This is a genomic window from Ideonella sp. (assembly GCF_041287625.1).
Lineage (GTDB): Bacteria > Pseudomonadota > Gammaproteobacteria > Burkholderiales > Burkholderiaceae_C > Ideonella.
This window is the reverse complement of record NZ_JBGGNH010000075.1, coordinates 1-24412: the sequence shown is the minus strand read 5'-3', so window position 1 is coordinate 24412 and position 24412 is coordinate 1. Positions and strand designations below refer to the sequence as shown.

The 24412-nt window shown below is 69.4% G+C and carries 19 protein-coding genes; 12 read left to right on the top strand and 7 right to left on the bottom strand.

What is annotated here, in order from left to right:
• Positions 1 to 47: 47 nt before the first annotated feature.
• The 3 genes from ACAH41_RS28630 to ACAH41_RS28620 all read left to right on the top strand — a co-directional run bounded on the left by ACAH41_RS28630 (position 48) and on the right by ACAH41_RS28620 (position 2758).
• A complete protein-coding gene (locus ACAH41_RS28630) occupies positions 48 to 1040 on the top strand; it encodes an AraC family transcriptional regulator (protein WP_325655385.1) in 993 nt (330 codons plus the stop codon).
• A gap of 126 nt (positions 1041 to 1166) precedes the next feature.
• A complete protein-coding gene (locus ACAH41_RS28625; RefSeq protein ID WP_325655384.1) occupies positions 1167 to 2282 on the top strand; it encodes an SMP-30/gluconolactonase/LRE family protein in 1116 nt (371 codons plus the stop codon).
• Positions 2283 to 2383: 101 nt separating this feature from the next.
• The gene (locus tag ACAH41_RS28620; RefSeq protein WP_325655383.1) at positions 2384 to 2758 is read left to right on the top strand and encodes a GFA family protein; all 375 of its coding nucleotides are present in this window, start codon (positions 2384 to 2386) and stop codon (positions 2756 to 2758) included.
• A 54-nt stretch (positions 2759 to 2812) separates the two neighbouring features.
• On the opposite strand, the gene ACAH41_RS28615 is transcribed toward ACAH41_RS28620, so the two are convergent.
• Positions 2813 to 4315 (bottom strand): C13 family peptidase, encoded by a 1503-nt coding sequence (locus ACAH41_RS28615; protein WP_325655382.1) that lies wholly within the window; start codon positions 4313 to 4315, stop codon positions 2813 to 2815.
• 45 nt (positions 4316 to 4360) lie between these two features.
• The gene (locus ACAH41_RS28610; RefSeq protein ID WP_325655381.1) at positions 4361 to 5521 is read right to left on the bottom strand and encodes a hypothetical protein; all 1161 of its coding nucleotides are present in this window, start codon (positions 5519 to 5521) and stop codon (positions 4361 to 4363) included.
• A gap of 88 nt (positions 5522 to 5609) precedes the next feature.
• On the opposite strand from ACAH41_RS28610, the gene ACAH41_RS28605 reads away from it, so the two are divergent.
• Entirely contained in the window at positions 5610 to 8294 is a 2685-nt protein-coding gene (locus tag ACAH41_RS28605; RefSeq protein WP_370538744.1) for an excinuclease ABC subunit A, read from the top strand.
• Here ACAH41_RS28605 and ACAH41_RS28600 read toward each other — a convergent pair.
• Positions 8261 to 8779: a hypothetical protein gene (locus ACAH41_RS28600; RefSeq protein ID WP_325655379.1), complete on the bottom strand. Its 519-nt coding sequence runs from the start codon at positions 8777 to 8779 to the stop codon at positions 8261 to 8263. The genes ACAH41_RS28605 and ACAH41_RS28600 overlap by 34 nt on opposite strands.
• A 244-nt stretch (positions 8780 to 9023) precedes the next feature.
• Here ACAH41_RS28600 and ACAH41_RS28595 point away from each other — a divergent pair, with 244 nt between their 5' ends.
• Entirely contained in the window at positions 9024 to 13343 is a 4320-nt protein-coding gene (locus tag ACAH41_RS28595; protein WP_325655378.1) for a response regulator, read from the top strand.
• Between the two features lie 36 nt (positions 13344 to 13379).
• On the opposite strand, the gene ACAH41_RS28590 is transcribed toward ACAH41_RS28595, so the two are convergent.
• Positions 13380 to 13982, bottom strand: coding sequence for an ATP-binding cassette domain-containing protein (locus ACAH41_RS28590; protein ID WP_325655377.1), 603 nt, complete (start codon positions 13980 to 13982; stop codon positions 13380 to 13382).
• 1 nt (position 13983) lies between these two features.
• A complete protein-coding gene (locus tag ACAH41_RS28585; protein ID WP_325655376.1) occupies positions 13984 to 14556 on the bottom strand; it encodes a GNAT family N-acetyltransferase in 573 nt (190 codons plus the stop codon).
• A gap of 196 nt (positions 14557 to 14752) precedes the next feature.
• On the opposite strand from ACAH41_RS28585, the gene ACAH41_RS28580 reads away from it, so the two are divergent.
• From ACAH41_RS28580 to ACAH41_RS28560, 5 genes are all read left to right on the top strand, one after another.
• Positions 14753 to 15217, top strand: a complete 465-nt coding sequence (locus ACAH41_RS28580) for a TIGR02594 family protein (RefSeq protein ID WP_370538743.1) — start codon at positions 14753 to 14755, stop codon at positions 15215 to 15217.
• Positions 15218 to 15340: 123 nt separating this feature from the next.
• Positions 15341 to 16165: an SDR family oxidoreductase gene (locus tag ACAH41_RS28575; RefSeq protein WP_325655374.1), complete on the top strand. Its 825-nt coding sequence runs from the start codon at positions 15341 to 15343 to the stop codon at positions 16163 to 16165.
• A complete protein-coding gene (locus tag ACAH41_RS28570) occupies positions 16162 to 17157 on the top strand; it encodes an AraC family transcriptional regulator ligand-binding domain-containing protein (protein ID WP_325655373.1) in 996 nt (331 codons plus the stop codon). The genes ACAH41_RS28575 and ACAH41_RS28570 overlap by 4 nt, the downstream gene beginning before the upstream one ends.
• A gap of 99 nt (positions 17158 to 17256) precedes the next feature.
• Positions 17257 to 18780 (top strand): CYTH and CHAD domain-containing protein, encoded by a 1524-nt coding sequence (locus tag ACAH41_RS28565; protein ID WP_325655372.1) that lies wholly within the window; start codon positions 17257 to 17259, stop codon positions 18778 to 18780.
• A gap of 72 nt (positions 18781 to 18852) precedes the next feature.
• A complete protein-coding gene (locus ACAH41_RS28560) occupies positions 18853 to 18981 on the top strand; it encodes a hypothetical protein (RefSeq protein ID WP_259373956.1) in 129 nt (42 codons plus the stop codon).
• Between the two features lie 24 nt (positions 18982 to 19005).
• Here ACAH41_RS28560 and ACAH41_RS28555 read toward each other — a convergent pair whose 3' ends face one another.
• Entirely contained in the window at positions 19006 to 20220 is a 1215-nt protein-coding gene (locus ACAH41_RS28555) for a hypothetical protein (protein ID WP_325655371.1), read from the bottom strand.
• Positions 20217 to 21401 (bottom strand): YbdK family carboxylate-amine ligase, encoded by a 1185-nt coding sequence (locus tag ACAH41_RS28550; RefSeq protein ID WP_325655370.1) that lies wholly within the window; start codon positions 21399 to 21401, stop codon positions 20217 to 20219. The genes ACAH41_RS28555 and ACAH41_RS28550 overlap by 4 nt, the downstream gene beginning before the upstream one ends.
• Positions 21402 to 21615: 214 nt before the next feature.
• On the opposite strand from ACAH41_RS28550, the gene ACAH41_RS28545 reads away from it, so the two are divergent.
• Positions 21616 to 23676 carry a bifunctional diguanylate cyclase/phosphodiesterase gene (locus ACAH41_RS28545; protein ID WP_325655369.1) on the top strand — a complete coding sequence of 687 codons (2061 nt, stop codon included), beginning with the start codon at positions 21616 to 21618 and terminating at the stop codon, positions 23674 to 23676.
• 324 nt (positions 23677 to 24000) lie between these two features.
• On the top strand, positions 24001 to 24412 hold a 412-nt coding region (locus tag ACAH41_RS28540; RefSeq protein ID WP_325655368.1), incomplete at its 3' end, for a transposase.

The window sequence follows — 24412 nt, the reverse complement described above, 5'->3', positions numbered from 1 at the left end:
TCAGCTTAGGCCTAGCATCCAGTGCTTTCCATGCCGGAACAGCCCAAATGCTTGACCGTTTCTCCAGCCCTGGCACCGCGGCCCCGGCCCTGACCGGCCCCGACCCCCTGACGCAGATCCTGCTCGGCTTGCGGCTCGAAGGCGTGGAATACGGCCGCTGCCTGATGCACGCCCCATGGGCCGTTTCGTTCCCGCCGCAGCCCACGGCACGCTTCCACTTCGTCGCCAGCGGCAGCTGCTGGCTGCGCGCCGCAGGCCAGGAATGGGTGCAGCTGAACGCTGGCGACGCGGTGCTGCTGCCCCGCGGCAGCGCCCATGTGCTGGCCAGTGCGCCTGAAGTGCAGCCCGTGGACATCGCCTCGCTGGGACGCGACACGGTGGCAGACGAGCTCTACCTCTTGCGCGACGCCGCCGCCGAGGCCGGACCGCCGACCCATGTGATGTTCTGCGGCAGCATGCAGTTCAACCTCGACCCTCTGCACCCGCTGCTGGCGATGATGCCGGACGTGATCCGCGCCGGCGACCTGGCGCAACGCGATCCCACCGTGCCGGTGTTGCTGGAGGCCATGGAGCGCGAAGTGGCGCTGAACCGCATCGGTGCCTGCGGCATCCTGGCGCGCATGGCCGACGTGCTGGCCGCCAGCATCATCCGCGCCTGGGTCGAATGCGCCTGCAGCAACCCCTCCGGCTGGATTGCCGCGTTGCGCTGCCCCGGGGTCGGCAAGGTCCTGGCCGCCATCCACACCGCGCCGGAGCTTGACTGGAGCGTGCCGGCGCTGGCCAACCTGATGGGCACTTCGCGCTCGCGTTTCGCCCAGGCCTTCAAGGACTCGGTTGGCGAAAGCCCGGCCCGCTACGTCACCAAGATCAAGATGTTCCAGGCCCGCCGCTGGATCGCGCAGGACGGCATGCGCGTGACCGTGGCCGCCGACCGGCTCGGCTACGACTCGGAAGCCTCCTTCAGCCGCGCCTTCAAGCGCGTCCTCGGCCACGCGCCGAGCCTGGCAAAGGCATTGGCCGAGTCGCTTGGCGGACGCTGAACAAGTCATACGATGACCACCGATTCCGCCCGCCCCGCATCCGTGGAATCACGGTCATCTACCGGGTAGCCCAACGCGCACGCGACTTGTACGATGTCATAACACCAACGACATCGGAGACCTCTCATGCAAGACGACACCCGTGCAACCCTGCCCCGCCGCAGCCTGCTGCAGGCCGCCGCCGGCAGCGCATTTGCCGCAGCCACCGGCGGCGCGCTGGCCCAGTCCTTCGACTTCAAGCCCAACCAGCGCTACCCGGATCCGGCCGTGATGGTGCTGGACCCGAGTTTCGCCAAGTACCGGCTCTACAGCAGCACAGTGGAGCAGATCGGTACCGGCCTGCGCTGGGCCGAAGGGCCGGCGTATTTCCCGGAAAAAGGCTGGCTGCTGGTCAGCGACATCCCGAACAACCGGATCATGAAGTACGACGAGAAGGACGGCAGCTTCACCGTCTTCCGCAACCCGTCGAACTTCGCCAACGGCAACGTGTGTGACCGCCAGGGCCGGCTCGTCACCTGCGAGCATTCGGTGACCCGCCGCGTCACCCGCACCGAACGCGACGGCAAGGTCACCGTGCTGGCCGACAGCTTCGAAGGCAAGCGCCTGAACGCGCCCAACGACATCGTCGTCAAGTCCGACGACAGCATCTGGTTCACCGACCCGCTGTTCGGCATCAACGGCGAATGGGAAGGCAGCAAGGCCAAGCCCGAGCAGGCGACGACCAACGTCTACCGCCTGGGCACCGACGGCAAGCTGAGCGCCGTGCTGACCGACCTGGTCAACCCCAACGGCCTGGCGTTTTCGCCGGACGAGAAGAAGCTCTACGTCGTCGAATGGAAGGGCACGCCGAACCGCAGCATCTGGCGCTACGACGTGAATCCAGACGGCACGCTGAGCAACAAGTTCAAGTTCATCGACGCGGCCGACCAGGGCGCGCTCGACGGCTTCAAGGTCGACCGCGACGGCAACCTCTGGTGCGGCTGGGGCAGCAACGGCGCGCTGGCCGCCGAACCGGTCGACAACCCACTGCTGCCGGGCCGCAAGGTCTACCCGCTGAAGGGCCGCTCGGAGGACCTGGACGGCGTGATGGTCTTCAACCCCGAAGGCAAGGCCATCGGCTTCATCCGCCTGCCCGAACGCTGCCCCAACCTGGTCTTCGGCGGCCCCAAGCGCAACCGCCTCTACATGACCAGCAGCCACTCGGTCTATGCGCTGTACGTGGAGGCACACGGCGCGGTCTGAGCGCTGGCGGCGCGCCAGGGCGTTGCTCAGGCGGGCCGCGGAACGAATGCGCGCCAGGCTCGTCTGATCTTCGGTGGCATGCAACCGGAAAGGAACCCGCCATGAACCCGCTGTCAGGACAATGCCTTTGTGGGCAGGTGAAGATCGCCGTTCACGGCGAGCCGCTGCGCGTGGGCATCTGCCACTGCACCGACTGCCGCCAGGAAAGCGGCTCGGCCTTCACCTTCTACGGCATCTGGCCGGCCCATCGGTTCGAACGCACGGGCGAAACCGCCGAATTCAAGGGCCGGCACTTCTGCCCACGCTGCGGCGCGCGGCTGTTCTCGGTGGACGACGAAGAAGCCGAGATCAAGCTCGGCATCCTGTCGCAAGCGCCCACCCCGCTGGTGCCCAGCTACGAGCTGTGGATCAAGCGCCGCGAGCCTTGGCTGCGGCCGGTTGAAGGGGCCGAGCAGCACGAGGAAGACCGGAGGTGACGGGCGAACGCCGGCAGGCCACTGCGCCAGCGTGCTGGCAAGAAGCCGCGTCGCTCAGCGTCCACCCGCCTGCTGCTTCTCCAGCTCCGCCAACTTCTCCCGCATCCTCGCCCCCATCGCGATCTGCGGATTCGAATAGCCGTCGTCCTTGCCGGCTTCCTTCTCGCGCTGCGCAATGACCTCGCGGGCCTTTGCGTGCGCCGCTTCGAACGGCATGCCGGCGCGGATGTTTTCGTCGTACATCGCGCGGCCGAAGAAGGTCAGCGGGGAGCGTCGGCCGCAGCCATAGGAGGTGTGGTCGGCGTCTGCTGCCGTCATCACCAGCGTGTTGTCGTCGGCCAGCGGCGCGATCCAGCTGCCGGAGAAACAGGCGGAGATGGAGATGACGGCGTGCTTGATGCCGGCTTCGTTCAGCCAGGACTTCAGGTCCTGCGGCGTCACCGAATCGACGTCCAGCGGCCAGAAGGCGGTGGCGAGTTCGCCGTCGCGGCCGCCGTGCGACGTGAGGTGAATGAACAGCACATCTTCGTCCACATCCATCTGCTCGCCCGCGCGCTGGATGGCCCGCGCCAGGTTGATCGGCGTGGCCCAGGGCCAGTCCGGTGTGTCCTCGCGTTGGTTGATCAGTTCCAGCGGCGCCGCGCCATAACGCTTCTGCATCACCTCGGCCACCATGTGGCTCTCGCGGCGGAACACCTCTTCGTCCGCATTCGGCGCGAAGGTGATGGCGTAGACATCGACCTTGCCGGGGTGCTGCGGCGGCACTGCGTCCAGCGCGTTCGCCAACACATCGTCCTGCGCCTCAAAGACCTCCTGGGTCAGGCTGAACGGGGGTTCCTTGTCGGCCTCGGTCTGTGCGGGCGGGCGTTGCGGGTACCAGAAGTGCACCGGCTGGTAGAACTGCAGCAGCAGTTGCGAGCCGACCAGCAACAGCACCGCCGCAAGCCGTGAACCGGCACCGGCGGTGCCACCCCGCCACAACAGCCGGCCCTGCGCCGCAAAAACCCAACCCATCCAGATCCAGCTGACCCACTGCACCAGCGCCACGGCCTGCTCGTCCTGGCTGTCGATGCCACGGATCAGCGGCACCAGGACCAGCAGGCTGCCCAGCGCCAGCGGCAGCGTCAACGCACAGAGCAAGGCCAGCCGCGCGCCGGCCTGCTGCAGCACCTCACCAGGCCCGGCTGCAGGGTTGCGCACCGCCAGCCAGGCGGCCAGCGCAGACACCACCAAGCCCATCCACGGATTCATCAGCAGCGCCGGCCAGTAGAAGCGTGCCGGCCCGTCGATGAACAGCCGCGCCAGCCCCAGCTCCGCCCCCAGCCCGATCAGCCACAGCAGCAGCAGGATGGCAGCGCTCAGCGGCAAAGCCTCGCCGCTCGGCCGCAGCAGCAGGGCCGCGCGCAGGCCTTGCGCCCACCATGCCCCGAGCGCGCCGCGGGGCAGCAGCGGCAGCTTCGGCATGCCGGTCACTGGCAGTTGGGCGCTCGCCTCTTCGGGCACTTCCCGCGCTTCAGGCACTTCCGAGCCCTGCCCGGCCGATGCTTCATTCACCATCATCAATTCCCTCGAACGTTCTTGGCGACACACGCCTGCCTTGTTTCAGCTGCGGGCCAGGGCCGACGGCGACCAGGCGTCTGCATCCTGGTGACCAAAAAGTGCGCCAACGTAGCGTCCCAGGGACAGTTCGAAGTGGCGGGCCGCGGCCGCCTCGCCCGCATCTGCGCGCCGGGCGTCCGCCACGAAGGCCTGGAACAGGCTCCACTGGCCGGACAACTGCGACACCACCAGGCGCGCCAGGTCGTAAGACAGCAGGTTGCCGTCATCGGTCCGGCGGAACGACTCTCCGGTCCAGAACTGCTGGATGGTCTCTTCGTTCCAGAAGCGCACATGCATGGCGTGCAAGGCATGCGGCGTGTGCAGGCCCGGCCTGGCGCCGGCCACCCGGTGCTCGGTGTTGACCGCCAGGCCTTCGTCCAGCCACACAGGCAGGCGCAAATGAGCGAGCGCGCTGTGGGTCAGCTCATGCGCGATCACCGGCTCGATGTCGCGCAATTCGGCGCGGCACAACGCGAAGTGCGGGCAACCGGCGTCAATGAACATGCCGCCACTGAACGCGGCCTCACCTTCACCAGGGTCGTGCGCGGCCACGTAGTGGTAATAGTCGTCTTCATGATCCAGCACCAGCACGATGCTCTTCATGCCGGCCGGAAAGCGGGCCAGCGGGCCCAGCACGCGCTCGATGCGCCCTCGCGTCCTGGCCACATACGCGGCCACGGCTTCAGCACTGGCAGGCTCCAGCGAGGACAGCACCCACGCGGCCTCGCCCTCTCGCAGCGAGACATGCGCCCCAAGGGCATCCCGCATGTGCAGCAGCCAGGCGCGGTGGGCCGCCAGCCGCAGGCCGGGCTGCGCTGCAGGCGACAACGGCGCCAGCCAGGCCTCGAATGCTTGCCAATCCATCAATGGGTAGCCATGCACCAGCTGCAGGCCATGGGCCATCACCCAGTTCTCGGCGCCAGGCGCCTCGATCAGCTCCGGCGGCGCGTCCAGCACGCCACCACGCACCGGCAGCGCCTCGCGGGCTGCCTGCTCGTGCGCCCGGGCATGCGCATGGCCCATCAGGGCCCCCACCAATGGCACCATCCACACCATCGCGATGTGCATGCCCTTGTGGTCCATGGCATCGCCCAGGCCGGTGATCCGGCGGGTGATCCAGAGGTTCAAGCCCACGAGAGGCAACAAGACAATGAGCAGGGACATGACGATCCGAAGCGCGCGCAGTGAAATCGAAGCCGCGAATCTACCTGCAACACCGCGTCCTCCGGCGCCAGCGCCACAAAACGCCAGCATGACGGACCGCGACAGCCCACCGCTTGAACCCGTGACCAAAGCCTTGACCGCAGACCTGCCCACCCGCGCCCCATCCGCCTTCGTCCGCGTGCGCGGCGCCCGCGAACACAACCTGAAGAACGTCGACGTGGACATTCCGCGCGACGCGTTGGTGGTGTTCAGCGGCGTGTCGGGCTCGGGCAAGTCTTCGCTGGCGTTTGGCACCTTGTATGCCGAGGCGCAGCGGCGTTATTTCGAATCGGTCGCGCCGTATGCGCGGCGCTTGATCGACCAGGTCGGCGTGCCGGCGGTCGATTCGATTGACGGGCTGCCGCCGGCCGTGGCGCTGCAGCAGCAGCGCGGCACGCCGAGCACGCGCTCGTCCGTCGGCAGCGTGACCACCTTGGCCAGCCTGCTGCGCATGCTGTATTCGCGCGCCGGAAGCTACCCGGCCGGGCAGCCCATGCTGTATGCCGAAGACTTTTCGCCGAACACGCCACAGGGCGCCTGCCCCACCTGCCACGGCCTGGGCCATGTCTACGACGTAACCGAAAAAAGCATGGTGCCGGACGATTCGCTGAGCATTCGCGAACGCGCGATTGCCGCGTGGCCGCCGGCCTGGCACGGGCAGAACCTGCGCGACATCCTGGTCACGCTCGGCCATGACGTGGACAGGCCGTGGCGCGATCTGCCGCGCAAGCTCAAGGACTGGATCCTCTACACCGAGGAGCAGCCCACGGTGCCGGTGTACGCCGGCTTCACGCCGGCCGAAACCAGGGCCGCGCTGAAACGCAAGCTGGAGCCCAGCTACCAGGGCACCTTCATGGGCGTGCGCAAGTACGTGCTGCACACTTTCGCCACCACGCAGAGCGCGCTGATGAAGCGCCGCGTGGCGCGTTTCCTGGTGGGCGGGCTGTGCCCCGCCTGCGCCGGCAAGCGGCTCAAGCCCGAGGCGCTTTCGGTGAGATTTGCCGGGCGGGACATTGGCGAGCTGATGCAGCTGCCGCTGGCGCAGCTGGCCGAGGTGCTGGCACCGGCGGCCGCGCATGCCGACGGCGCGCTGGCCGCACAGGGCAAGGTGCTGAGCCGCAGCGCAGCCAAGGCCGACAACGCACGCCGCGTGGCCGCTGGCGGCGCTGCACACACCGCCACGCCGGACGTGCGCCGCACCGCGGGGGACTCCGAGGAAAAGCGGCTGGCCGCGCAGCGCATTGCGCAGGACGTGCTGAGCCGCGTGCACACGCTGACCGAGCTGGGTCTGGGCTACCTGTCGCCTGACCGCAGCACACCCACGTTGTCCTCGGGCGAACTGCAGCGGCTGCGGCTGGCCACGCAGATCCGCTCCAACCTGTTTGGCGTGGTCTATGTGCTGGACGAGCCGACCGCCGGCCTGCACCCTGCGGACGGCGAAGCGCTGTTGACCGCCTTGAGGCAGCTCAAGGCCGCCGGCAATTCGCTGTTCGTCGTCGAGCACGACGTGGGCTTGATGCGGCAGGCCGACTGGCTGGTGGACGTGGGGCCGGATGCCGGCGAGCTGGGCGGCCAGGTGCTGTACAGCGGACCACCCGAGGGGCTGCAAGCGGTGGCGGCTTCGCGCACTGCGCCCTACCTTTTCGGCCACCGGGCTGCGCCCACCAAACCTGGCCGTGAAGCGCGCGGCTGGCTGAAGCTGGCCGGCGTGGGGCGCAACAACCTGCAGGCGGTGGACGTGGCCTTTCCGCTGGGCGCGATGACGGCCGTCACCGGCATCTCGGGTTCAGGCAAGTCCAGCCTGGTCAGCCAGGCATTGGTGGAGTTGGTCAGCCGGCATCTGGGGCAGGAAGAGGAACCTGTATCTGACGATTCGGCCGATCTGCTGGACGAGCCGCCAGTGGCCGTGACCACCGGCCGCATCGCCGAAGGTGCCGAGGCCATCCGCCGGCTGGTGCAGGTGGACCAGAAGCCCATCGGCCGCACGCCGCGCTCCAACCTCGCGACCTACACCGGCCTGTTCGACCAGGTGCGCAAGCTGTTTGCGGCGACGCCCGAGGCGAAGAAGCGCCAGTTCGATGCCGGCCACTTTTCGTTCAACGTCGCCAAGGGCCGCTGCGAGACCTGCGAGGGCGAAGGGTTCGTCAGTGTCGAGCTGCTGTTCCTGCCCAGCGTCTATGCGCCCTGCCCGGCCTGCCACGGCGCGCGCTACAACGAGGCCACGCTGCAGGTGCGCTACCGCGAGCGCCACATTGCCGAGGTGCTGGCGATGACGGTGGACCAGGCGCTGGCCTTCTTCGCCGACCAGCCCGCGCTGGCGCGCCCGCTCACGCTGCTGCGCGACATCGGGCTTGGCTACCTGCGCCTGGGCCAGCCGGCCACTGAACTCTCCGGCGGCGAGGCCCAGCGCATCAAGCTGGCCACCGAGCTGCAGCGCAGCCAGCGCGGCGACACGCTGTACGTGCTGGACGAGCCGACCACCGGGCTGCACCCGTCGGACGTGGACAAGCTGATGGCCCAGTTGCAGGGGCTGGTGGACGCGGGCAACACCGTCGTGCTGGTCGAGCACGAGATGCGTGTGGTCGCCGCCAGCGACTGGGTGATCGACGTGGGGCCAGGTGCCGGCAGCGCGGGCGGCCGCATCGTCGCGGCCGGTTCACCGCGGACCGTGGCGCGGGCCGAAGGCTCGGCGACGGCGCCTTACCTGCTGCGTGAACTGCCTGGCTTGGCGTAGTCGCTTTCGATCCAGGCCACCGCGCTGGCGGCCTTGAGCTTGAAGTTGGCCGGCACCTTCACGCTGGCCAGCGGCTCGCCGTAAGCGTTTTGCGCGGCCAGGATGGCGTGCGGCTCGTATTCGTCGGCCACCAGGTCCAGCGTCACGGTGATGCGCTCGCCGTTGACCTCGACCACGACGTTCTGGTGGTTGATCGCATGCAGGTGCTGCTCGTGGCGGCGAATCACCTCGGAAGCGGTCTTGACGAGCACGTTGAACGCATTGGTGTCCAGCGGCTTGGGGTTGCGCTTGTCGCGGCCCATGGTCCACGGGCCGATCAGCGCCGGCTCGGGCTCGCCGTCCTTGATCATGGCCACGGCCCAGCCGTCGCCCTCCTCACTTTTGAGGACCTTCGCGGTCCAGCCGTTGTCGCGCCACAGGCCGGGTTGGTGGATGGTGTCGGGCGTGGTGCCCTCGTTGGCCTCATCGGCGTCTTGCAAGCTCATGGGGGGATTTTAAGGAGTTGGCAATGGCCTCGAATTCGGGTACACCGACAGTGTCCATCGGCAGCACCTGGATGCTGCGTGGCCCGATGCAGCGACTTCGGCAGCAGGGATCACGCAACCTGAAAGCGCCTGTCGAACCGCACCGTGCCAACAGCGCTCGCTCGGCCAACCTCGAATCGACCGGACGCACATGCGGACAGCACAAGAACGGGACCCGCTGGCTTTTCTCGGCAACGGCGGCGAGATGGGCAAGTTGGTCCGCAGCATGGACTGGTCGGCCACGCCGCTGGGCCCGCCCGAGACCTGGCCGCAAAGCCTGCGCACGACCGTCGGCCTGTGCCTGGCCTCCAACTTCCCGATCTCGCTGGCCTGGGGGCCGCAGCACGTCCAGATCTACAACGATGGCTACTGGCCGATCTGCGGCGGCAAGCATCCGCACTCGATGGGCCGGGACTTCAGCGAATGCTGGGCTTCTGCCTGGCCCGCGATTGGCGAGGCCTTCGAGCGGGCGCTGCAGGGCGAGACCTCGTTCCTCGAAAACCAGCGCATGTTCCTGGACCGCAACGGCTACCTGGAGGAGACCTTCTTCACCTTCTCGTTCAGCCCGATCCGCGACGAATCCGGCCAGGTCGGCGGGCTGTTCCACCCGGTCACCGAAACCACCGCGCGCATGCTGGGCGAGCGCCGCGCCCGCGCACTGCGCGACCTGGCCGCCCGCACCAGCGACGGCCACAGCCTGGCACAGGTTTTCTCATGCGCCATCCAGGTCCTGGCCGAGCACAGCTTCGACCTGCCGTTTGCACTGCTGTACGAGCTGGACGAGGCCGGCGACAGTGCGCGCCTGCATGGCACGACCGGTGTGGCGGCCGGCACCTCGGCGGCACCCGCGGTGCTGGCGCTGGGTGACCCGGACGCCCCCTGGCCGCTGGCCCAACTGCTGCGCGAGGGCCAGTTGCTGCAGGTCGACGACGTGCCGGCCCGGCTGCGCGGCGCGCCCGCCGGCCCCTATGACGAGCCACCGCAGAGCGCGTTGCTGCTGCCCATCTCGCCGCCTGGCGCCGGCCGGCCGATGGCGGTGCTGGTGGCGGCGCTGAGCCCCCGGCTGCCGCACAACGAGGTCTACCGCGGGCTGTGCGAGCAAGTCGCCGCCACCATCACCACCGCGCTGGCGAATGCCCTGGCCTACGAGGAGGCGCGGCGGCGCGCCGAGGCGCTGGCCGAGATCGACCGCGCCAAGACGGCCTTCTTCAGCAACGTCAGCCACGAGTTCCGCACCCCGCTGACGCTGATGCTGGGCCCGCTCGAAGACGTGCTGGCCCGGCCCGGCGGGCCGAAGGCCGTGGACCATGGCACGCTGGCTGTCGTGCACCGCAATGCCATGCGCCTGCTGCGCCTGGTCAACAGCCTGCTGGACTTCTCGCGCATCGAGGCCGGCCGGCTGCAGGCCAGCTTCGAGCCCACCGACCTGGCCGCGCTGACGACCGACCTGGCCAGCGTGTTCCGCGCCACCATCGAGCGCGCCGGGCTGGCGCTGCAGGTGGACTGCCCGCCGCTGCCAGCTGCCGTGCAGGTGGACCGCGAGATGTGGGAAAAGATCGTCCTGAACCTGCTGTCCAACGCCTTCAAGTTCACGCACGCCGGGCAGGTCAGCGTTGGCCTCGTGGCGCAGGACGGCATGGCGGTGCTGACGGTGGCGGACAGCGGCATCGGCATTGCGCCGGACGAGCTGCCGCGGGTCTTCGAGCGCTTCCACCGGGTGCGCGGCGCGCAGGGCCGCAGCTTCGAGGGCACCGGCATCGGCCTGGCGCTGGTGCGCGAACTGGTGCGCCAGCACGGCGGCGAGGTCACCGTGGAAAGCCAACCGGGCCGCGGCTCGGCCTTCACGGTGCGCGTGCCGCTGGACAGCGCCCACCCGTCCGTCGATGGCATTGGCGCCGCACAGCCGCTGGCCTCGACCGCGCTGGACGCTGCGCCTTTCGTCCAAGAAGCCATGCGCTGGCTGCCGGACGCGCCTGCGGCCCCCACCATTTCGCAACCGTTGCTCGCTTCGCTCGAACTGCAAGCCCGCGTGCTGCTGGCCGACGACAACGCCGACATGCGCGACTACCTGTGCCGCCTGCTGGCCGGGCACTACACCGTGCAGGCCGTGGGCGATGGCCGGGCCGCGCTGGCCGCCGCGCTGGCCCAGCCGCCGGACCTGGTGCTGTCCGACGTGATGATGCCCGGGCTGGACGGCTTCGAACTGCTGGCCGCGCTGCGCGCCGAACCGCGCACCGCGGCGATCCCGCTGATCCTGCTGTCGGCCCGGGCCGGCGAGGAAGCACGGGTCGAAGGCATGCAGGCCGGGGCCGACGACTACCTGACCAAGCCCTTTTCGGCCCGGGAGCTGCTGGCCCGCGTCAAGGCCCACCTGGCGCTGGCCCGCATGCGGCGCGAGGCCGACAAGATGCACCAGGCCGCGCTGGAGCGCGAAGCGGCGCTGGCGCAGGCCCGCGTGCTGCAGGCCAGCGAACAACGCCTGCACCTGGCGCTGGAAGCCGGCCAGATGGGCCTGTGGGAATGGAACATCGACACCCAGCTGTCGATCTGGAACCCGCAGATGTACCAGCTGCTGGGCCTGCCACCGGGCGAAGAACCTGTTCCCACCGACTGCTTCTTCCAGCTCGTCCACCCTGATGACAAGGACCGCTTGGAACTGCGGCTGAAGCCCCTGTTCAAGCGCCAGCCCGAGGTGCCCACCAGCCATTGGCGCGACGAGTTCCGCATCGTCCGCCATGACGGCCACACACGCTGGCTGGCCGGCCAAGGGCAGCTTTTCCGGCATGCGGATGGCCGCCCGGCACGCATGATCGGCATCAACCACGACATCACCGAGCACCGGGCGCTGATCGCCGAACTGCAGGACCACCGGCACCGGTTGCAGCAGATGGTCGACACGCGCACCCAGGCGCTGGCGCAGGCCGTTGGCGAGCTGGCCACCGCGCGCGACCGCGCGGAGGCCGCGAACCGCTCGAAGAGCGAGTTCCTGGCCAACATGAGCCACGAGATCCGCACGCCGCTGAACGCCATCGTCGGGCTGACCCACCTGGTGCAGCGCGAGGCCCGGGAACCCGCCCAGCGCGACCGGCTGGGCAAGATCGCCCACTCGGCCCAGCACCTGCTGCAGGTCATCAACGACATCCTCGACCTCTCCAAGATCGAGGCCAACCGCCTGCAGCTGGAAGACATCGAGTTTTCGCTGGACGCGGTGCTGAGCCGCAGCTTCGAGATGGTGGCCGACCATGCGCAGGCCAAGGGGCTGGAGCTGATCGTCGACACCGATCACCTGCCCGACCGGCTGGTCGGCGACCCGACGCGCTTTTCGCAGGCGCTGCTGAACCTGGTCGGCAATGCAGTGAAGTTCACCGCGCAGGGCTTTGTGCGCCTGGGCGGCGAAGTGCTGGCCCGCACAGGCGACCGCGCGCTGATGAAGTTCAGCGTGCGGGACACCGGCATTGGCATTGCGCCGGAGCGCATCGGCGCGCTGTTCCTCGCCTTCGAGCAGGCCGACAGCTCGACCACCCGCCGCCACGGCGGTACCGGCCTGGGCCTGGCCCTGACGCAGCGGCTGGCCCAGCTGATGGGCGGCGATGCCGGTGTCAGCAGCACCCCCGGCAAGGGCAGCGAATTCTGGTTCAGCGTCTGGCTGCGCGTGGCTGCGCCGTCAACCCGCCACGCGCCACAACTGGCCGGGCGCCGCGCCCTGCTGGTCGACGACCTGCCCGAGGCCCTGGCGGCACTCACCGGACAGCTGCGCCGGCTCGGCTTGCTGGTCACCACCGCGGCCTCCGGCGAAGAAGCGCTGGCCTGCGCCGACGAAGCCGCGCGCCGCGGCGAGCCTTTCGAGCTGCTGCTGATCGACTGGCGCATGGCCCCGCTGGACGGCGTGCAGACCCTGGCGCTGCTGCGCAAACGGCTCGGGGCGGGCCTGCCGCCGGCGGTGCTGGTCACGGCCGATGCCGATGCGGCCCTGCAGCGCGAGGTGCGCGAAGCCAGGTTCAGCAGCGTGCTGGTCAAACCCGTCACCGCCTCCGCGCTGCACGACGGCTTGCTCCGGGTGCTGGGCCAGGCCCGGCCCACCCCGCCTCGCCAGCCCGCAGCCCCCGGCGGGCCCGAGGCCAGCCTGCGCCAGCTGCATGCCGGCAAGCGGGTGCTGCTGGCCGAGGACGGCCTGGTCAACCAGGAGGTGGCCAAGGCACTGCTTGAATCGGTCAGCCTCGAAGTGGACGTGGCGGCCGATGGCGTGCGCACCGTGCAGATGGCGCTGGACCGGGCCGTCGACCAGCCCTACGCGCTGATCCTGATGGACGTGCAGATGCCGCTGATGGACGGCCTGGACGCGACCCGGGAACTGCGCAGCCGCGGCTACCGGGCCCCCATCATCGCGATGACCGCCAACGCCTTCACCGAAGACCGCGACGCCTGCCTGGCCGCCGGCATGGACGACCACCTGAGCAAACCGGTCCAGCCGGAGGCGCTGTATGCGAACTTGCTGCACTGGCTGTCGCGGCCAGCGGCAGGCTGATGCTCACTGGCGTACCTTCGGGCGGCCAGGCGTGGTTCATTCGCCCAGGTCGACCAGTGCCGCCAGCGGCAGGTCGGCCAGGCCGGCGGGCAGCGCGTAATCGGCGAGCACCCACGCGCGTTGCGGGTCGACAGTGGCTTCGTTCAGCAAGGCACTGAGGCGCCGGCCGGAGCGGGCGTCCAGTGCGGCAAACGGCGTGTCCAGCAGCGTCAGCCCAGCACCACTGGCGGCAGCGGCCACCAGGCCCACCTTGCGGCGGCTGCCGGTGGACAGCATGTACATCGGCTTGTCCAGGTGCTCGGCCAGGCCGAAGTCGACGACCAGCGCGTCGGCCAGCGCCGCCTGCCAGCTTGCTGCGAAGACCTCTCGCCGTGCGGCCAACCATGCGCTCGCCTGCACGGGGTCGTGCACCTCCTCAGCCGGTCGCTCGAAGCTGAGGCCTTGGACCTGGCGATGCAGCCGGCCGCTGCCCGGCTGAAGTTCGCCGGCCAGCAGGCGCAGCAGCGTCGTCTTGCCGCGCCCATCGCCGCCGCGCACCAGGTTCAGGCCGGGTCGGATGGCGAAGTCCAGCGCCGCCAGCAAGGGCCGGCCGGCAATCGAAAAACCAAGCTGCTCGGCCTGGACCAGGACTGGGTTCATGTCAAAGCTGTGTTCGGGCGACAAGGGATGCGATTGTGTCGGGAGCGCCTGGCACCAGCGACAACACAAACGCGTTCGCAAACCGCCCGTTCAGCTTGAGCCGGTTGCGCGCCAGGCATTCCCGCAGCGCGCCCGCACGTTCCGCCACCGCCAGGCTGGGCGTGTTGTGCTCGGCGACGACGATCTCCACGCGGCCCAGTTGCAGCTCGTCGAACGCGAAGCGCGACAGGGCCTGGACGGCGGCGCTGGCGGCACCGCGGCGCTGCCACGATTCGCGCACCCAGTAGCCCAGGTTGCAGAAGCCGTTGATGGTGTTGAACTGGTTCAGTCCGCAGCCACCGACCAGCGTGCCGGATGCCGCGTCGAAGATGCCGAACTCGTGGCCCGAGCCGTCTGCCCGCACCTGCTCGCAATGCGCAAACCAGGCCAGCGCGTCGGCGTCCGCATAGGCCGCATGCGCCCAGGGCATCCACTGGCCGACGGTGGCGGTGGACTCGCGGACAGCTGCGGTGAACGAAGGCGCGTCGGCTGCCACGAAGGGCCGGAAAAGGAATGGGGAATTCGGAAGGTTCACGGTGCGACCTGGGTGCAAGAAACGGCGTAGCGGCGGCTTCGCCCGCTTCTGCATTCTCCACAAGCGACGGCGACCTGCTGTCCCGGGGCGCGCGCCACATCGACGGCCGCGGCTTCGACAGGAAGAGAATCGGCCCACCAACCTGCAGATTCTGTTGCGGCGCCAGTGCCCCCTGGCGTCGGGCAAGCCCGAACCGATGCCGCTCACGGCTTCCTCCTTGCCAGAACCCGCCTGGCTGACGGCCGCGCGCGCCGAACTGGGCGTGTGTGCCGCGCCGCCGGGCGAATGCAACACGCGCATCACGGCATACCACGCCGGCACCAACGTCGAAGGCTACGACGACAAGGTCTCGTGGTGCTCTTCGTTCGTGCACTGGTCGCTGGCCCGGGCCGGGCTGCGCGGCACCGGCTCGGCGCTGGCGCGCTCGTGGCTGGACTGGGGCGTGGCGCTCGCGCAGCCGATGCCTGGCTGCATCGCGGTGCTGTGGCGCGAAGACCCGGCCAGCTGGAAGGGCCATGTGGGCTTCTACCTGGCGCACGACGACCGCGAAGTGCGGCTGCTGGGTGGCAACCAGCTCGGCGCGGTGCGTGAACACACCTACCCCATCGACACGGTGCTGGCCTATCGTTGGCCAGAAGGTTGCCCGCCGCCAGACGCCTGAGCGCCGGGCATGAACGCGACGCACGATGGCACGATCGGATGGCAAGCTGTCGTCGTTTGCCAGTGCGTGGCGCGATCCGAATTCCTACGATCACCTCATCGAAACCCACGCCATGAGGACATCATGACCAAGCCATCCAACACCGCGCTGATCACCGGCGCCTCCAGCGGCATCGGCCTGGAACTCGCGAAGATCCATGCCAGCAAGGGTGGCGACCTGGTGCTGGTGGCGCGCTCCCGCGACAAGCTGGACGCGCTGAAACTGGCGCTGGAGGCCGCGCACGGCATTTCGGCGACCGTGATCGCCGAAGACCTGGCGGAGCCCGGTGCCGCGCAACGCATCTTCGAGCAGACGCAGGCCCATGGCCTGGTGATCGACGTGCTGATCAACAACGCCGGCTTTGGCGGCCACGGCCTGTTCCACGAACAGCGCCTGGCCGATGCGCAGGCGATGATGCAGGTCAACATGGCCGCGCTGACCGAGCTGACACATGCATTCCTCAAAGGCATGGTGCAGCGCCAGCGCGGCCGTGTTCTCAACGTGTCGTCGACCGCCTCGTTCATGCCCGGCCCGTTGCAGGCGGTGTACTACGCCACCAAGGCCTACGTGACCTCGTTCACCCAGGCGATTGCCGAAGAGGTGGCAGCCCATGGCGTGACGGCCACCGCACTGTGCCCCGGCGCCGTGGCCACCGGGTTCGTGGCAGCCGGCAACCTGGAGGGCGTGGACCTGTGGCAACAGGCGAAGTCCGCGCAATCGGTGGCGCAGTGTGGCTACGACGCGATGCAACGCGGCGAGCTGGTCGCCTTCAACGAGGGCCAGTTGCGGTTCATGCTGAACTGGATCGTGCCGCTGCTGCCGCGCAAGATGGTGCTCAAGATGTCGCGCCGGGCGATGGAGAAGGGAAAAGACATGCCGGCCAAGCGGCTGTCGGGCGGAGCGCGATGAAACGCGCCAGCCGGTTCGTCGTCGCCAGCAGCTGGCAGTTGATGCTGGGCGACATGCGCATCGATACCGCGGCCGTGCTGGCACACGCAGGGCTGCCGGCCGACCTGTTCCATCGCGGCGATGCGGCCCTGTCTCCGGCCGAGTACTTTCGCTTCTGGCACGGCATCGAGCGGGCCGCGGGCGAGCGCGAGGTGGGCTTGCTGCTGGCCGAGCACTTCAAGGCAGAAGCCTTTGACGCGCCCATCTTCGCCAGCCTCTGCAGCCCGAACTTCAACGTGGCCGCCAGGCGCCTGAGCCACTACAAGCCGTTGATCGGCCCGCTGCTGCTGGACGTGGATCAGGGCCGGAACCTCACGCGCCTGAGCCTGGCCTGCTATGGCGCCGAAGGCCAGTTGCCGCGTGCGCTCAGCCTGACCGAGCTGGTGTTCTTCTGCCAGCTGATCCGCTTCGGCACGCGCGAGCGCATCGTGCCGAGGGTCGTCCAGTTGGCTGAGCTGCCCCGGGATGTCGCGCCTTATGCCGCCTACTTTGGGTGCGCACTGCGCCGGGCCGATCAAACCGAAATCCATTTTTCGGCGGCCGACGCGGCCAAGCCCTTCCTGACCTTCAACGCCGCGATGTGGGACTTCTTCGAAGGCAAGCTGAACCAGAAACTCGCCGACCTGGACGCCAGCGCCAGCACCGCGCAGCGGGTTCGCGCAGTGCTGCTGGAGGCGCTGCCCAGTGGCGAGGCCAGCATCGAGGCGGTGGCCGACCGGCTGGCGGTGAGCAAGCGGACCCTGCAGCGCAAGCTGACCGCCGAGGCCGAGGGCTTCCAGGACATCCTGGCGGCCACCCGCACCGAGCTGGCCGACCACTACCTGAAGCAATCGAAGCTGTCGCTGGGAGAAATCTCGTTTCTGCTGGGTTTCCAGGAGCCCAACTCCTTCATCCGCGCCTACCGGGGCTGGAAAGGTGTGTCGCCGAGCGCCTTTCGAACGCAGGTCCATTGATGTGCCCGCACGGCGCCCGCCTGCGATGGCTCACATGGCGCCTGGCAAACGCGGCCATACTTGGCCGCTGGCCGGCACCCCACTTGCCCGCCAGCCCGCATGCATGAGATCGAACTGAAGTTCCAGGTGCCCGAAGCCCGGCGGCGCGGGCTGCAACAGGCATTCCGGCGCGGCCGCGTCACCGAGCAGCGGCTGCTCGCCGTCTATTTCGACACCGAAGACCGGCTGCTGGCGCGCCACGGCATGGCACTGCGGCTGCGCAGCGAGCCCGGCGGCTGGGTGCAGACGCTGAAGGCCGGCAACAGCCACGGCCCGCTGCGGCTGGAAGACAACGTGGCGCTGGGCGCCAGCGAGGCCATGCCGGCGCCGGACCCCGAGCGCCATGCCGGAACGCCTGCGCACCGGCGCTTGCTGAAGGCATTCGCGCCTGCAAAGCAGGCCACATTGGTCGAAGTCTTCCGCACCGACGTGACCCGCGAAGTGCGCTTGCTGAAAGGCCCTGGCGGCCTGCTTGCCGAAGCGGCGCTGGACCGGGGCGAGGTGCAGGCGGGCGCGGCCCGCCATGCCCTGTGGGAGATCGAATTCGAGTGGAAGGCCGGGCCGCTGGCCGGGCTGTTCGCGCTGGCGGCCGACTGGGTCGCCCAGCACGGCCTGTGGCTGGACAGCGTGTCCAAGGCCGAGCGCGGGCATTGGCTGTCGCTGGGGAAAACCGGCGCGCCGGCGGTGAAGGCGCGGTCGCCCGAGGTTGACGCGGGACTCGGCGCCGCAGCCTTCGCGCGCGCCGCCGTGGCGGCCTGCCTGGCCCAGGTGCTGCCCAACCTCAGCGCATTGGCGAGCGGCGACGGGAACGGCTCGGGCGGCCCGGGCGGCCCGGACCATGTGCACCAGCTGCGTGTGGGCCTGCGCCGGCTGCGCACCGTGCTGCGCGAAATGGCGCCGCTGGACGCCGGGCTGGACCCCGGCTGGGAAGCACCGCTGGCCCGTGTCTTCGGTGCGCTGGGCCGGCTGCGCGACCGGCAATTGCTGGAGACGCAGACCCGCGGGGCCTTGATCGCCGCAGGTGCGCCGCCGCTGGGCCGCCTACAGCCACCAAGCCAGGACCCACCGCTGTCCTCGCTGCTGCAGGCCAGCGATTTCCAGCTGGTGCTGCTGGCCGCGCAGGCGCTGGCAATGCAGGCCACTCCGGTCACCCACGCGGCTTACGACGGGCCGCCGCTGCCCGCGCTGGCCGAGCGGCTGGACCACCTGCAACGCCAGCTGCGCCGCGACGCCAAGCATTTCGAGACACTGCCGCCCGAACACCAGCACCGCGCCCGCAAGCGGCTCAAGCGCCTGCGCTACCTGGCCGAATTCACCGCGCCGCTGTTCCGCCGCTCGGAGGTCAGCCGGTACTTCAAGGCGCTTGCACCCGCCCAGGACTGCCTGGGCAGGCTGACCGACCAGATGGCAGCGCAAGCCGCCTACCGCGAGGCGGCGGCGGCGCAACCGCAGGCCTGGTTCGCCGTCGGCTGGCTCAGCGCCGGCCATGCGGACGCCGTGCGCGCGGCACGCCAGGCCCTGGCCCAGGCCGGCAAGGCCAAGCCCTTCTGGCACGGCCGGCTGCGGCGCCGTCAAGGGTGCTGAAATCAGCGCCCGCACCAGAAACCGGCCAGACCCAGGGCATGATGAGCGAACTTAGACCTTTGAGGAAAGCCCATGAAATCCCAGCGCAGCAACAAGGAAACCAAGAAGCCGAAGAAAGACGCGCCGGCGCCCAAGCCTTCCGGCACCGTGGCCCCGCCTCCGGCCGTGCCCATCATTCCGAAGGAACGCAAGAAGCCTTGATGGCCTGAGGCGGACGGTGTCCGCCTAGAACGTCCTTGGCGAGCCGGGCGGCGCGTACACCGGCGCCAGCCCCTCGCCAGGCAGGCCGGACCAGCTGCGCGCCGAGGCCATGCTGCCGCGGCTCAGGCGCGCCAGCCGCGCGGCGATCCACGGCGGCCCGTCGGGCGGCAGCGCCAGCATGCAGCGCAGCTCGCCGTACAGCGGCGCGCCATCACGCGCGGTGGCCAGCGGGAAAGCCTGGTAGCGCGGCTGCACGATCCAGTGCGGCGCGTCCACCGTGGCAGCCAGCGCATCCAGCTCGGCCGCATCCACCTGCAGCCGCACGCCGGTGCCGCCCCAGGAGCGCGCCGACTTCAGCACCAGCGCCTGCGCCGGCCGGCCCAAAGCTCGCCACTGCGCCAGCGGCGCACAGCGCTCGTCGGCCGGCAGCGGCAGCTGCGGCAGCAAGCCCTTGTGGATGCGGTCAAACCAGGCAGGGTGGCCGCGCCAGCGCACCGCGCGGGCCTGGGCCAGCAGGCGGGCAGTGGCCTCGCCCTGCGGGTCCTCGTGCAGGATCAACCGGTTCAGCACCTGCGGCACATCCATCCATTCACCGTCCACCTGGCGCTGCAGCACACCTTGTTCGCAGCGCAGCTGATGCGGTTCGGCCAGGGCCAGGCCCAGCAGCGTGGCGGTGGGCAGCAGGTCAAACGCCGTGGCCTGGGCCAGCGGCGCATGCTCCAGCAACACGCCGCCGGGCAGCGGCGCCAGCCAGTCGCGCATGGCCTGGTGCCAGCTCGCCTGCCCGGCCGGCAGTTCGTGCGGCTGCAGGCCTTGCAACAGCGCGGGGTACAACGCCTGCCAGGCCAGGTGCAGCGCCTGCGCGGCGACGGTCACCGAGTGGAAGGCCTGGAACTCGACCCAGTGCAGCGCCCAGCCACCGGGCGCTTCAGGCGCCTGCACAACGGCCAGGTCGGCCGCCAGCACGTCGGGCCGGGTGATGCCCGGCCATTGCGCGTCATCGGCCCAGGCGCCGGTCTCCACCCGCGCCTGCAGCCAGCCGCACAGCCCGCGCAGCCGCTGGCCGAGCTCGGCATGCAGGCGTTCGGACATCACCAGCGGCGCTTCGCCCATGTTGTGCAGGGGCAGTGGTGCACGCGCATCGGCCAGGCCGCTGGCCAGCCAGGCAGCCTGCAGGCGCTCGCGCTGGCCGGCGGGTGGCGAATCGAAGGCCGCGTCCAGGCGCTGCATGGGCGTCATGCGGCGCCTCCGGGTTCGGCCAGCAGCCAGGGCGACAGCGGCTGCGCGGTCTCGTGCACCAGCCTGTCCACCAAGACTGGCAGCTCGCCGCCGGCTTCGGCAAGCCAGCGGCGCTGCTGGTCGGCCGGCGTGCCCTGGCGCAGCGCCTGGGCCATGGCCAGCGGCAGGCGCTGGCCAAAGCCCAGCGCCGCGGCTGCGGGCGCCAGCCGGGCCAGCCAGCGCGCCATGACCTGCGCAAAGCGCAGCGGCTCCTCGCTGTGCCAGTCCACCAACTGGGCCTGCTGGCCGTGGCGACGGGCGCGCCATTTGTTGTCCTCGATCAGCGTGCGCTGCAACGGCTGCGCGCACTGCCCCGCCGCCAGCTCGGCCTCCAGCGTGGCCACCTCGGCCTGCAGCAGCGCCACGATCAGCCAGACCCGGTCCAGCCCATGCACGGCGTCACACACGCGCACTTCCAGCGTGGCGTAGCGGTGGTGAATGCGCAGGTCTTCCCACAGGCCGTGGCCCTGCTCCACGCTGCCCACCGCCTGCAGCCGGTGCACATGGGCCCAGTAGTCCAACTCGCTGGCCCAGACCTCCGGCACGCCCATGCGCGGGTAGCGGCCCAGCAGGCTGTGGCGCCAGGTCTGCAGCCCCGTGTCCCGCCCCTCGCAAAGCGGCGCGCTGGCCGACAGCGCCAGCAGCTCCGGCAGCACATGGCGCAGCCGGTTCATCACCGGCATGCGCCACTCGGGCTGGCTGACCGCCAGGTGCACATGCAGCGCAAACGACATCGCGCTGCGGGCAATGTCGCCATATTCCTGCAGCAGGTGCACGTAGTGCGGATGACCCAGCGGGTCCTCGTGCAGCGCCTGGGCCTGCCAGTGCGAAAACGGGTGCAGCGCCGCCGCCAGCACGCGCGTGCCCTGGGCCCGGGCACGCGACGCTGCCGTCTGCCGCAACACCGCCAGTGCGGCCACGATCTCGTCCGGCGAGCCACAGACGGGCGTCTGCATCTCCAGCACGCAGCGGTGGATCTCGCCGCAGGAGCCGCCCAGCGGCTCCGGGAAATCGCGCTGGCCGCGCGCCACGTCGTGCGCCGCCAGCCCGCCGTCGGGCCCGACCACCTGCAGCTCTTCCTCGACACCCAGCGTGATCGTTCCGGCCGGCATGACCCGCCCGGGCTCGTGGTCAAGCGCCATGCGCCACCACCCATTTGTGAAACATTCGACGACTTCCGGTGTTCGTGAAAGGCCGGCTTGGCCGCCGCGAATTGTGCTGCAGTGCAGCTTGCCCGCGATAAAAGAAGCCATGCGTCCTGCGCATTGCAGCGGCGCGCTCAAGCCCTGTCTGCGGCAGCCGATAGCGTGGCAGCGCCAGCGGCCAACCAGGTCGCCGCGGCGCGCTGCAATGCCCATGAAATCCCTGCTGTCCTCCCGAGTCCTTCGTGTGCTGATCTGGTCCGTGGCCTTTGTCGCCGCGATCGGCAGCGCAGCCATGCTGATGCGCCGCACCGCTGAGCGCCTGCTGGCCGACGAAGCCGAACACGCGGCGCTGCAATATGCCGGCTTCATCGCCGGGGCCGTGCCCAGGCTGAACCTGCTGTTCGACCAGGGCAGCCTGGAACCGGAAACCCTCACCGAGCTGCGCCGGCTGCGTCGCATGGGCGACGTGTTCCGCTTCCAGTTGTTCGACCGCGATGGCCGGGCGCTGCTGAGCTCGGAAGACCTGGCAGCGCCGGAACCCCGCGTGGGCCAGGACGGCCAGGCGCTGGGCAAGGAACACCACCCGAACAAGCACGTCAGCGACATCGTGCTGGGCGGGCGCAATTTCATCGAGCTTCATGGCGCTGACGACGATGATGATGACGACGACGACGAAGCCCCGGGGGCAGGCGCGGCCGCCCGCCCGCCGGTCTACAGCGAAGCCTATGTGCCGGTGATGGCCGGCGACCGGGTGCTGGGCGTGGTCGAGGTCTATGTGGACCAGGCCGGGCACGCGGCACGCATCCGCGCCGCGTTTGCCAAGGTCTCGGCCATCGTCGTGGCGCTGCTGCTGGCCATAGGCGGCGCCATGGGCGCGCAGGCCTGGCAGCGCCTGGCCGAACGCCGCCGCGTCCAGCAGCGCATGCGTTACCTGGCCGAACACGACCCACTCTCCGGCGCACTGAACCGGGCCAGCTTCCATCAGGCGCTGGAGCAGGCCGGCTGGCGCCATGGCAAGGGCGGCGCGGGCTTTGCGGTGCTGTGCATTGACCTGGACCACTTCAAGGAAATCAACGACGCACGTGGCCATGCCGCGGGCGACGAGGTGCTGCGCCAGGCCGCCGCGCGGCTGGCAGCGCTGGTCCGCCATGGCGACCTGGTGGCCCGGCTGGGCGGCGACGAATTCGCGGTCCTGCAAAGCGCCGTCAACAGCCCGGAAGACGTGGGCCGGCTGGCCCAGCGCGTGGTCGATGCCATCGCCCTGCCCTTCGAACTCAGCGGCCACACGGTGCTCTGCGGTGCCAGCGTCGGCGCAGCGCGCTTTGGCGTGGACGCCCATGCGGTGGACGAACTGCTGCACAAGGCCGACGTGGCCATGTACCGCGCCAAGACCGGCGGCCGCAGCCGCTTCAGCTTCTACGACGCGGCGCTGGACCGCGAACTGGCCGAACGTCGCTCGCTGGCGCAGGACCTGCGCTCGGCACTGGCAGACGGCCACCTGGCCATGCACTACCAGCCGCTGTGGGCCAATGACGGCACAACCCTGCTCGGCTACGAAGCGCTGATGCGCTGGCGCCATCCGCAGCGCGGCATGGTGCCGCCGGCCGAATTCATTCCGCTGGCCGAGCAGACCGGCCAGATCGAGGCGCTGGGTGCCTGGGCCCTGCAACGCGCCTGCCTGGAAGCCGCCAGCTGGCCGGCACCGCTGCACGTTGCGGTGAACCTCTCACCCGCGCAATTCCGGCCCACGCACGACCTGGTGCGCGTCGTCGAGCAGGCGCTGGAAGTGGCCGGCCTGTCCGCCCACCGGCTGGAACTGGAGATCACCGAATCCCTGCTGATGAGCGGCACCGACGAAGTGCTGCGCACGCTGGGCGGCCTGTCGGCCATGGGCGTGCGCATCGCGATGGACGACTTCGGCACTGGCTACTCCAGCCTCGCCTACCTCTGGCGTTTCCCGTTCGACAAGATCAAGATCGACCGCGCCTTCACCAGCAGCCTGGTCCACGACGCCAAGGTCGCCCTCATCGTCCGCTCCATCGTCTCCCTCGCCCACGCGATGGGCATGCGCGTCAACGCCGAAGGCGTCGAAACCGAGCCGCAGATGGCGATGCTGCAAAGCCTGGGGTGTGACGAGCTGCAGGGCTACCTGCTGGGCCGGCCGGGGCCGGCGGAGGCGCTGGATCATCGCAAGCTTGAGGCGGTGAACACGGCGGCGAAATCACCAGCCGCGAATGGGTCCGCAACCCTGCTCAGCGGAGCCGAACAGTGACGCCTGGCGGGTAAGCGACGCGACAGCAACCGGGTTGTCGATCCGAGGTGAGCGCACCTTAGACAGATCGTGCTCTGGCGGAAAGCACGTACAAGAAAGACCAGGACCCAGGTCATCATCCCCGCTGGCATATCCCAGCGAAAACGCTACCTCCGTCAGCCGTTGCGGCATTGTTGCTGTTCTTTCGCGTTGACGGCGGCGAAGCCGCTCATGCGCCGCACGTTCGCGCCGCTCCCATTTGTCCCACTTTAGGGCAATGCTGAACAAGGTCGAATCTGGCGCGGGGTTTGCATGTGCCGTGGCAGCACAGACGAGCACGTGAAGATGAAGCAGCAGACCCTTGCGATGGCAGCCGATCAAGGCCAAGGATTCGAGCAGTACCGCAAGCCGACGAGGCGCGATACCTTCCTTGCGACCATGGAAGAAATCGTGCCGTGGATTGCGCTGTGCGAGGTCATTGAGCCTCACTACCCCAAGGCTGGCAACGGCCGCCCGCCGGTCGGGCTGGAGCGCATGCTGAGGATGTACTTCGTGCAGCACTGGTTCAACCTGGCAGATGAAGCCTGCGAAGAGGCGCTGCTGGACAGCACGTCCTTGCGGCGCTTCGTGGGCATCGACCTCGGGCGTGAACGCGTGCCCGACGGCACCACGCTGCTGAAGTTCCGCCGCCTGCTGGAGACGCACAAGCTGGGCGAAGCGCTGTTTGCCAAGGTGGGAGAAGTCCTGCAAACGCGAG

Bases quoted from the DNA above. Each gene is read 5' to 3' on its own strand.
- ACAH41_RS28630 (WP_325655385.1), top strand. From the start codon at position 48: ATGCTTGACCGTTTCTCCAGCCCTGGCACCGCGGCCCCGGCCCTGACC.
- ACAH41_RS28625 (WP_325655384.1), top strand. From the start codon at position 1,167: ATGCAAGACGACACCCGTGCAACCCTGCCCCGCCGCAGCCTGCTGCAG.
- ACAH41_RS28620 (WP_325655383.1), top strand. From the start codon at position 2,384: ATGAACCCGCTGTCAGGACAATGCCTTTGTGGGCAGGTGAAGATCGCC.
- ACAH41_RS28615 (WP_325655382.1), bottom strand. From the start codon at position 4,315: ATGGTGAATGAAGCATCGGCCGGGCAGGGCTCGGAAGTGCCTGAAGCG.
- ACAH41_RS28610 (WP_325655381.1), bottom strand. From the start codon at position 5,521: ATGTCCCTGCTCATTGTCTTGTTGCCTCTCGTGGGCTTGAACCTCTGG.
- ACAH41_RS28605 (WP_370538744.1), top strand. From the start codon at position 5,610: ATGACGGACCGCGACAGCCCACCGCTTGAACCCGTGACCAAAGCCTTG.
- ACAH41_RS28600 (WP_325655379.1), bottom strand. From the start codon at position 8,779: ATGAGCTTGCAAGACGCCGATGAGGCCAACGAGGGCACCACGCCCGAC.
- ACAH41_RS28595 (WP_325655378.1), top strand. From the start codon at position 9,024: ATGGGCAAGTTGGTCCGCAGCATGGACTGGTCGGCCACGCCGCTGGGC.
- ACAH41_RS28590 (WP_325655377.1), bottom strand. From the start codon at position 13,982: ATGAACCCAGTCCTGGTCCAGGCCGAGCAGCTTGGTTTTTCGATTGCC.
- ACAH41_RS28580 (WP_370538743.1), top strand. From the start codon at position 14,753: ATGCCGCTCACGGCTTCCTCCTTGCCAGAACCCGCCTGGCTGACGGCC.
- ACAH41_RS28575 (WP_325655374.1), top strand. From the start codon at position 15,341: ATGACCAAGCCATCCAACACCGCGCTGATCACCGGCGCCTCCAGCGGC.
- ACAH41_RS28570 (WP_325655373.1), top strand. From the start codon at position 16,162: ATGAAACGCGCCAGCCGGTTCGTCGTCGCCAGCAGCTGGCAGTTGATG.
- ACAH41_RS28565 (WP_325655372.1), top strand. From the start codon at position 17,257: ATGCATGAGATCGAACTGAAGTTCCAGGTGCCCGAAGCCCGGCGGCGC.
- ACAH41_RS28560 (WP_259373956.1), top strand. From the start codon at position 18,853: ATGAAATCCCAGCGCAGCAACAAGGAAACCAAGAAGCCGAAGAAAGAC.
- ACAH41_RS28555 (WP_325655371.1), bottom strand. From the start codon at position 20,220: ATGACGCCCATGCAGCGCCTGGACGCGGCCTTCGATTCGCCACCCGCC.
- ACAH41_RS28550 (WP_325655370.1), bottom strand. From the start codon at position 21,401: ATGGCGCTTGACCACGAGCCCGGGCGGGTCATGCCGGCCGGAACGATC.
- ACAH41_RS28545 (WP_325655369.1), top strand. From the start codon at position 21,616: ATGAAATCCCTGCTGTCCTCCCGAGTCCTTCGTGTGCTGATCTGGTCC.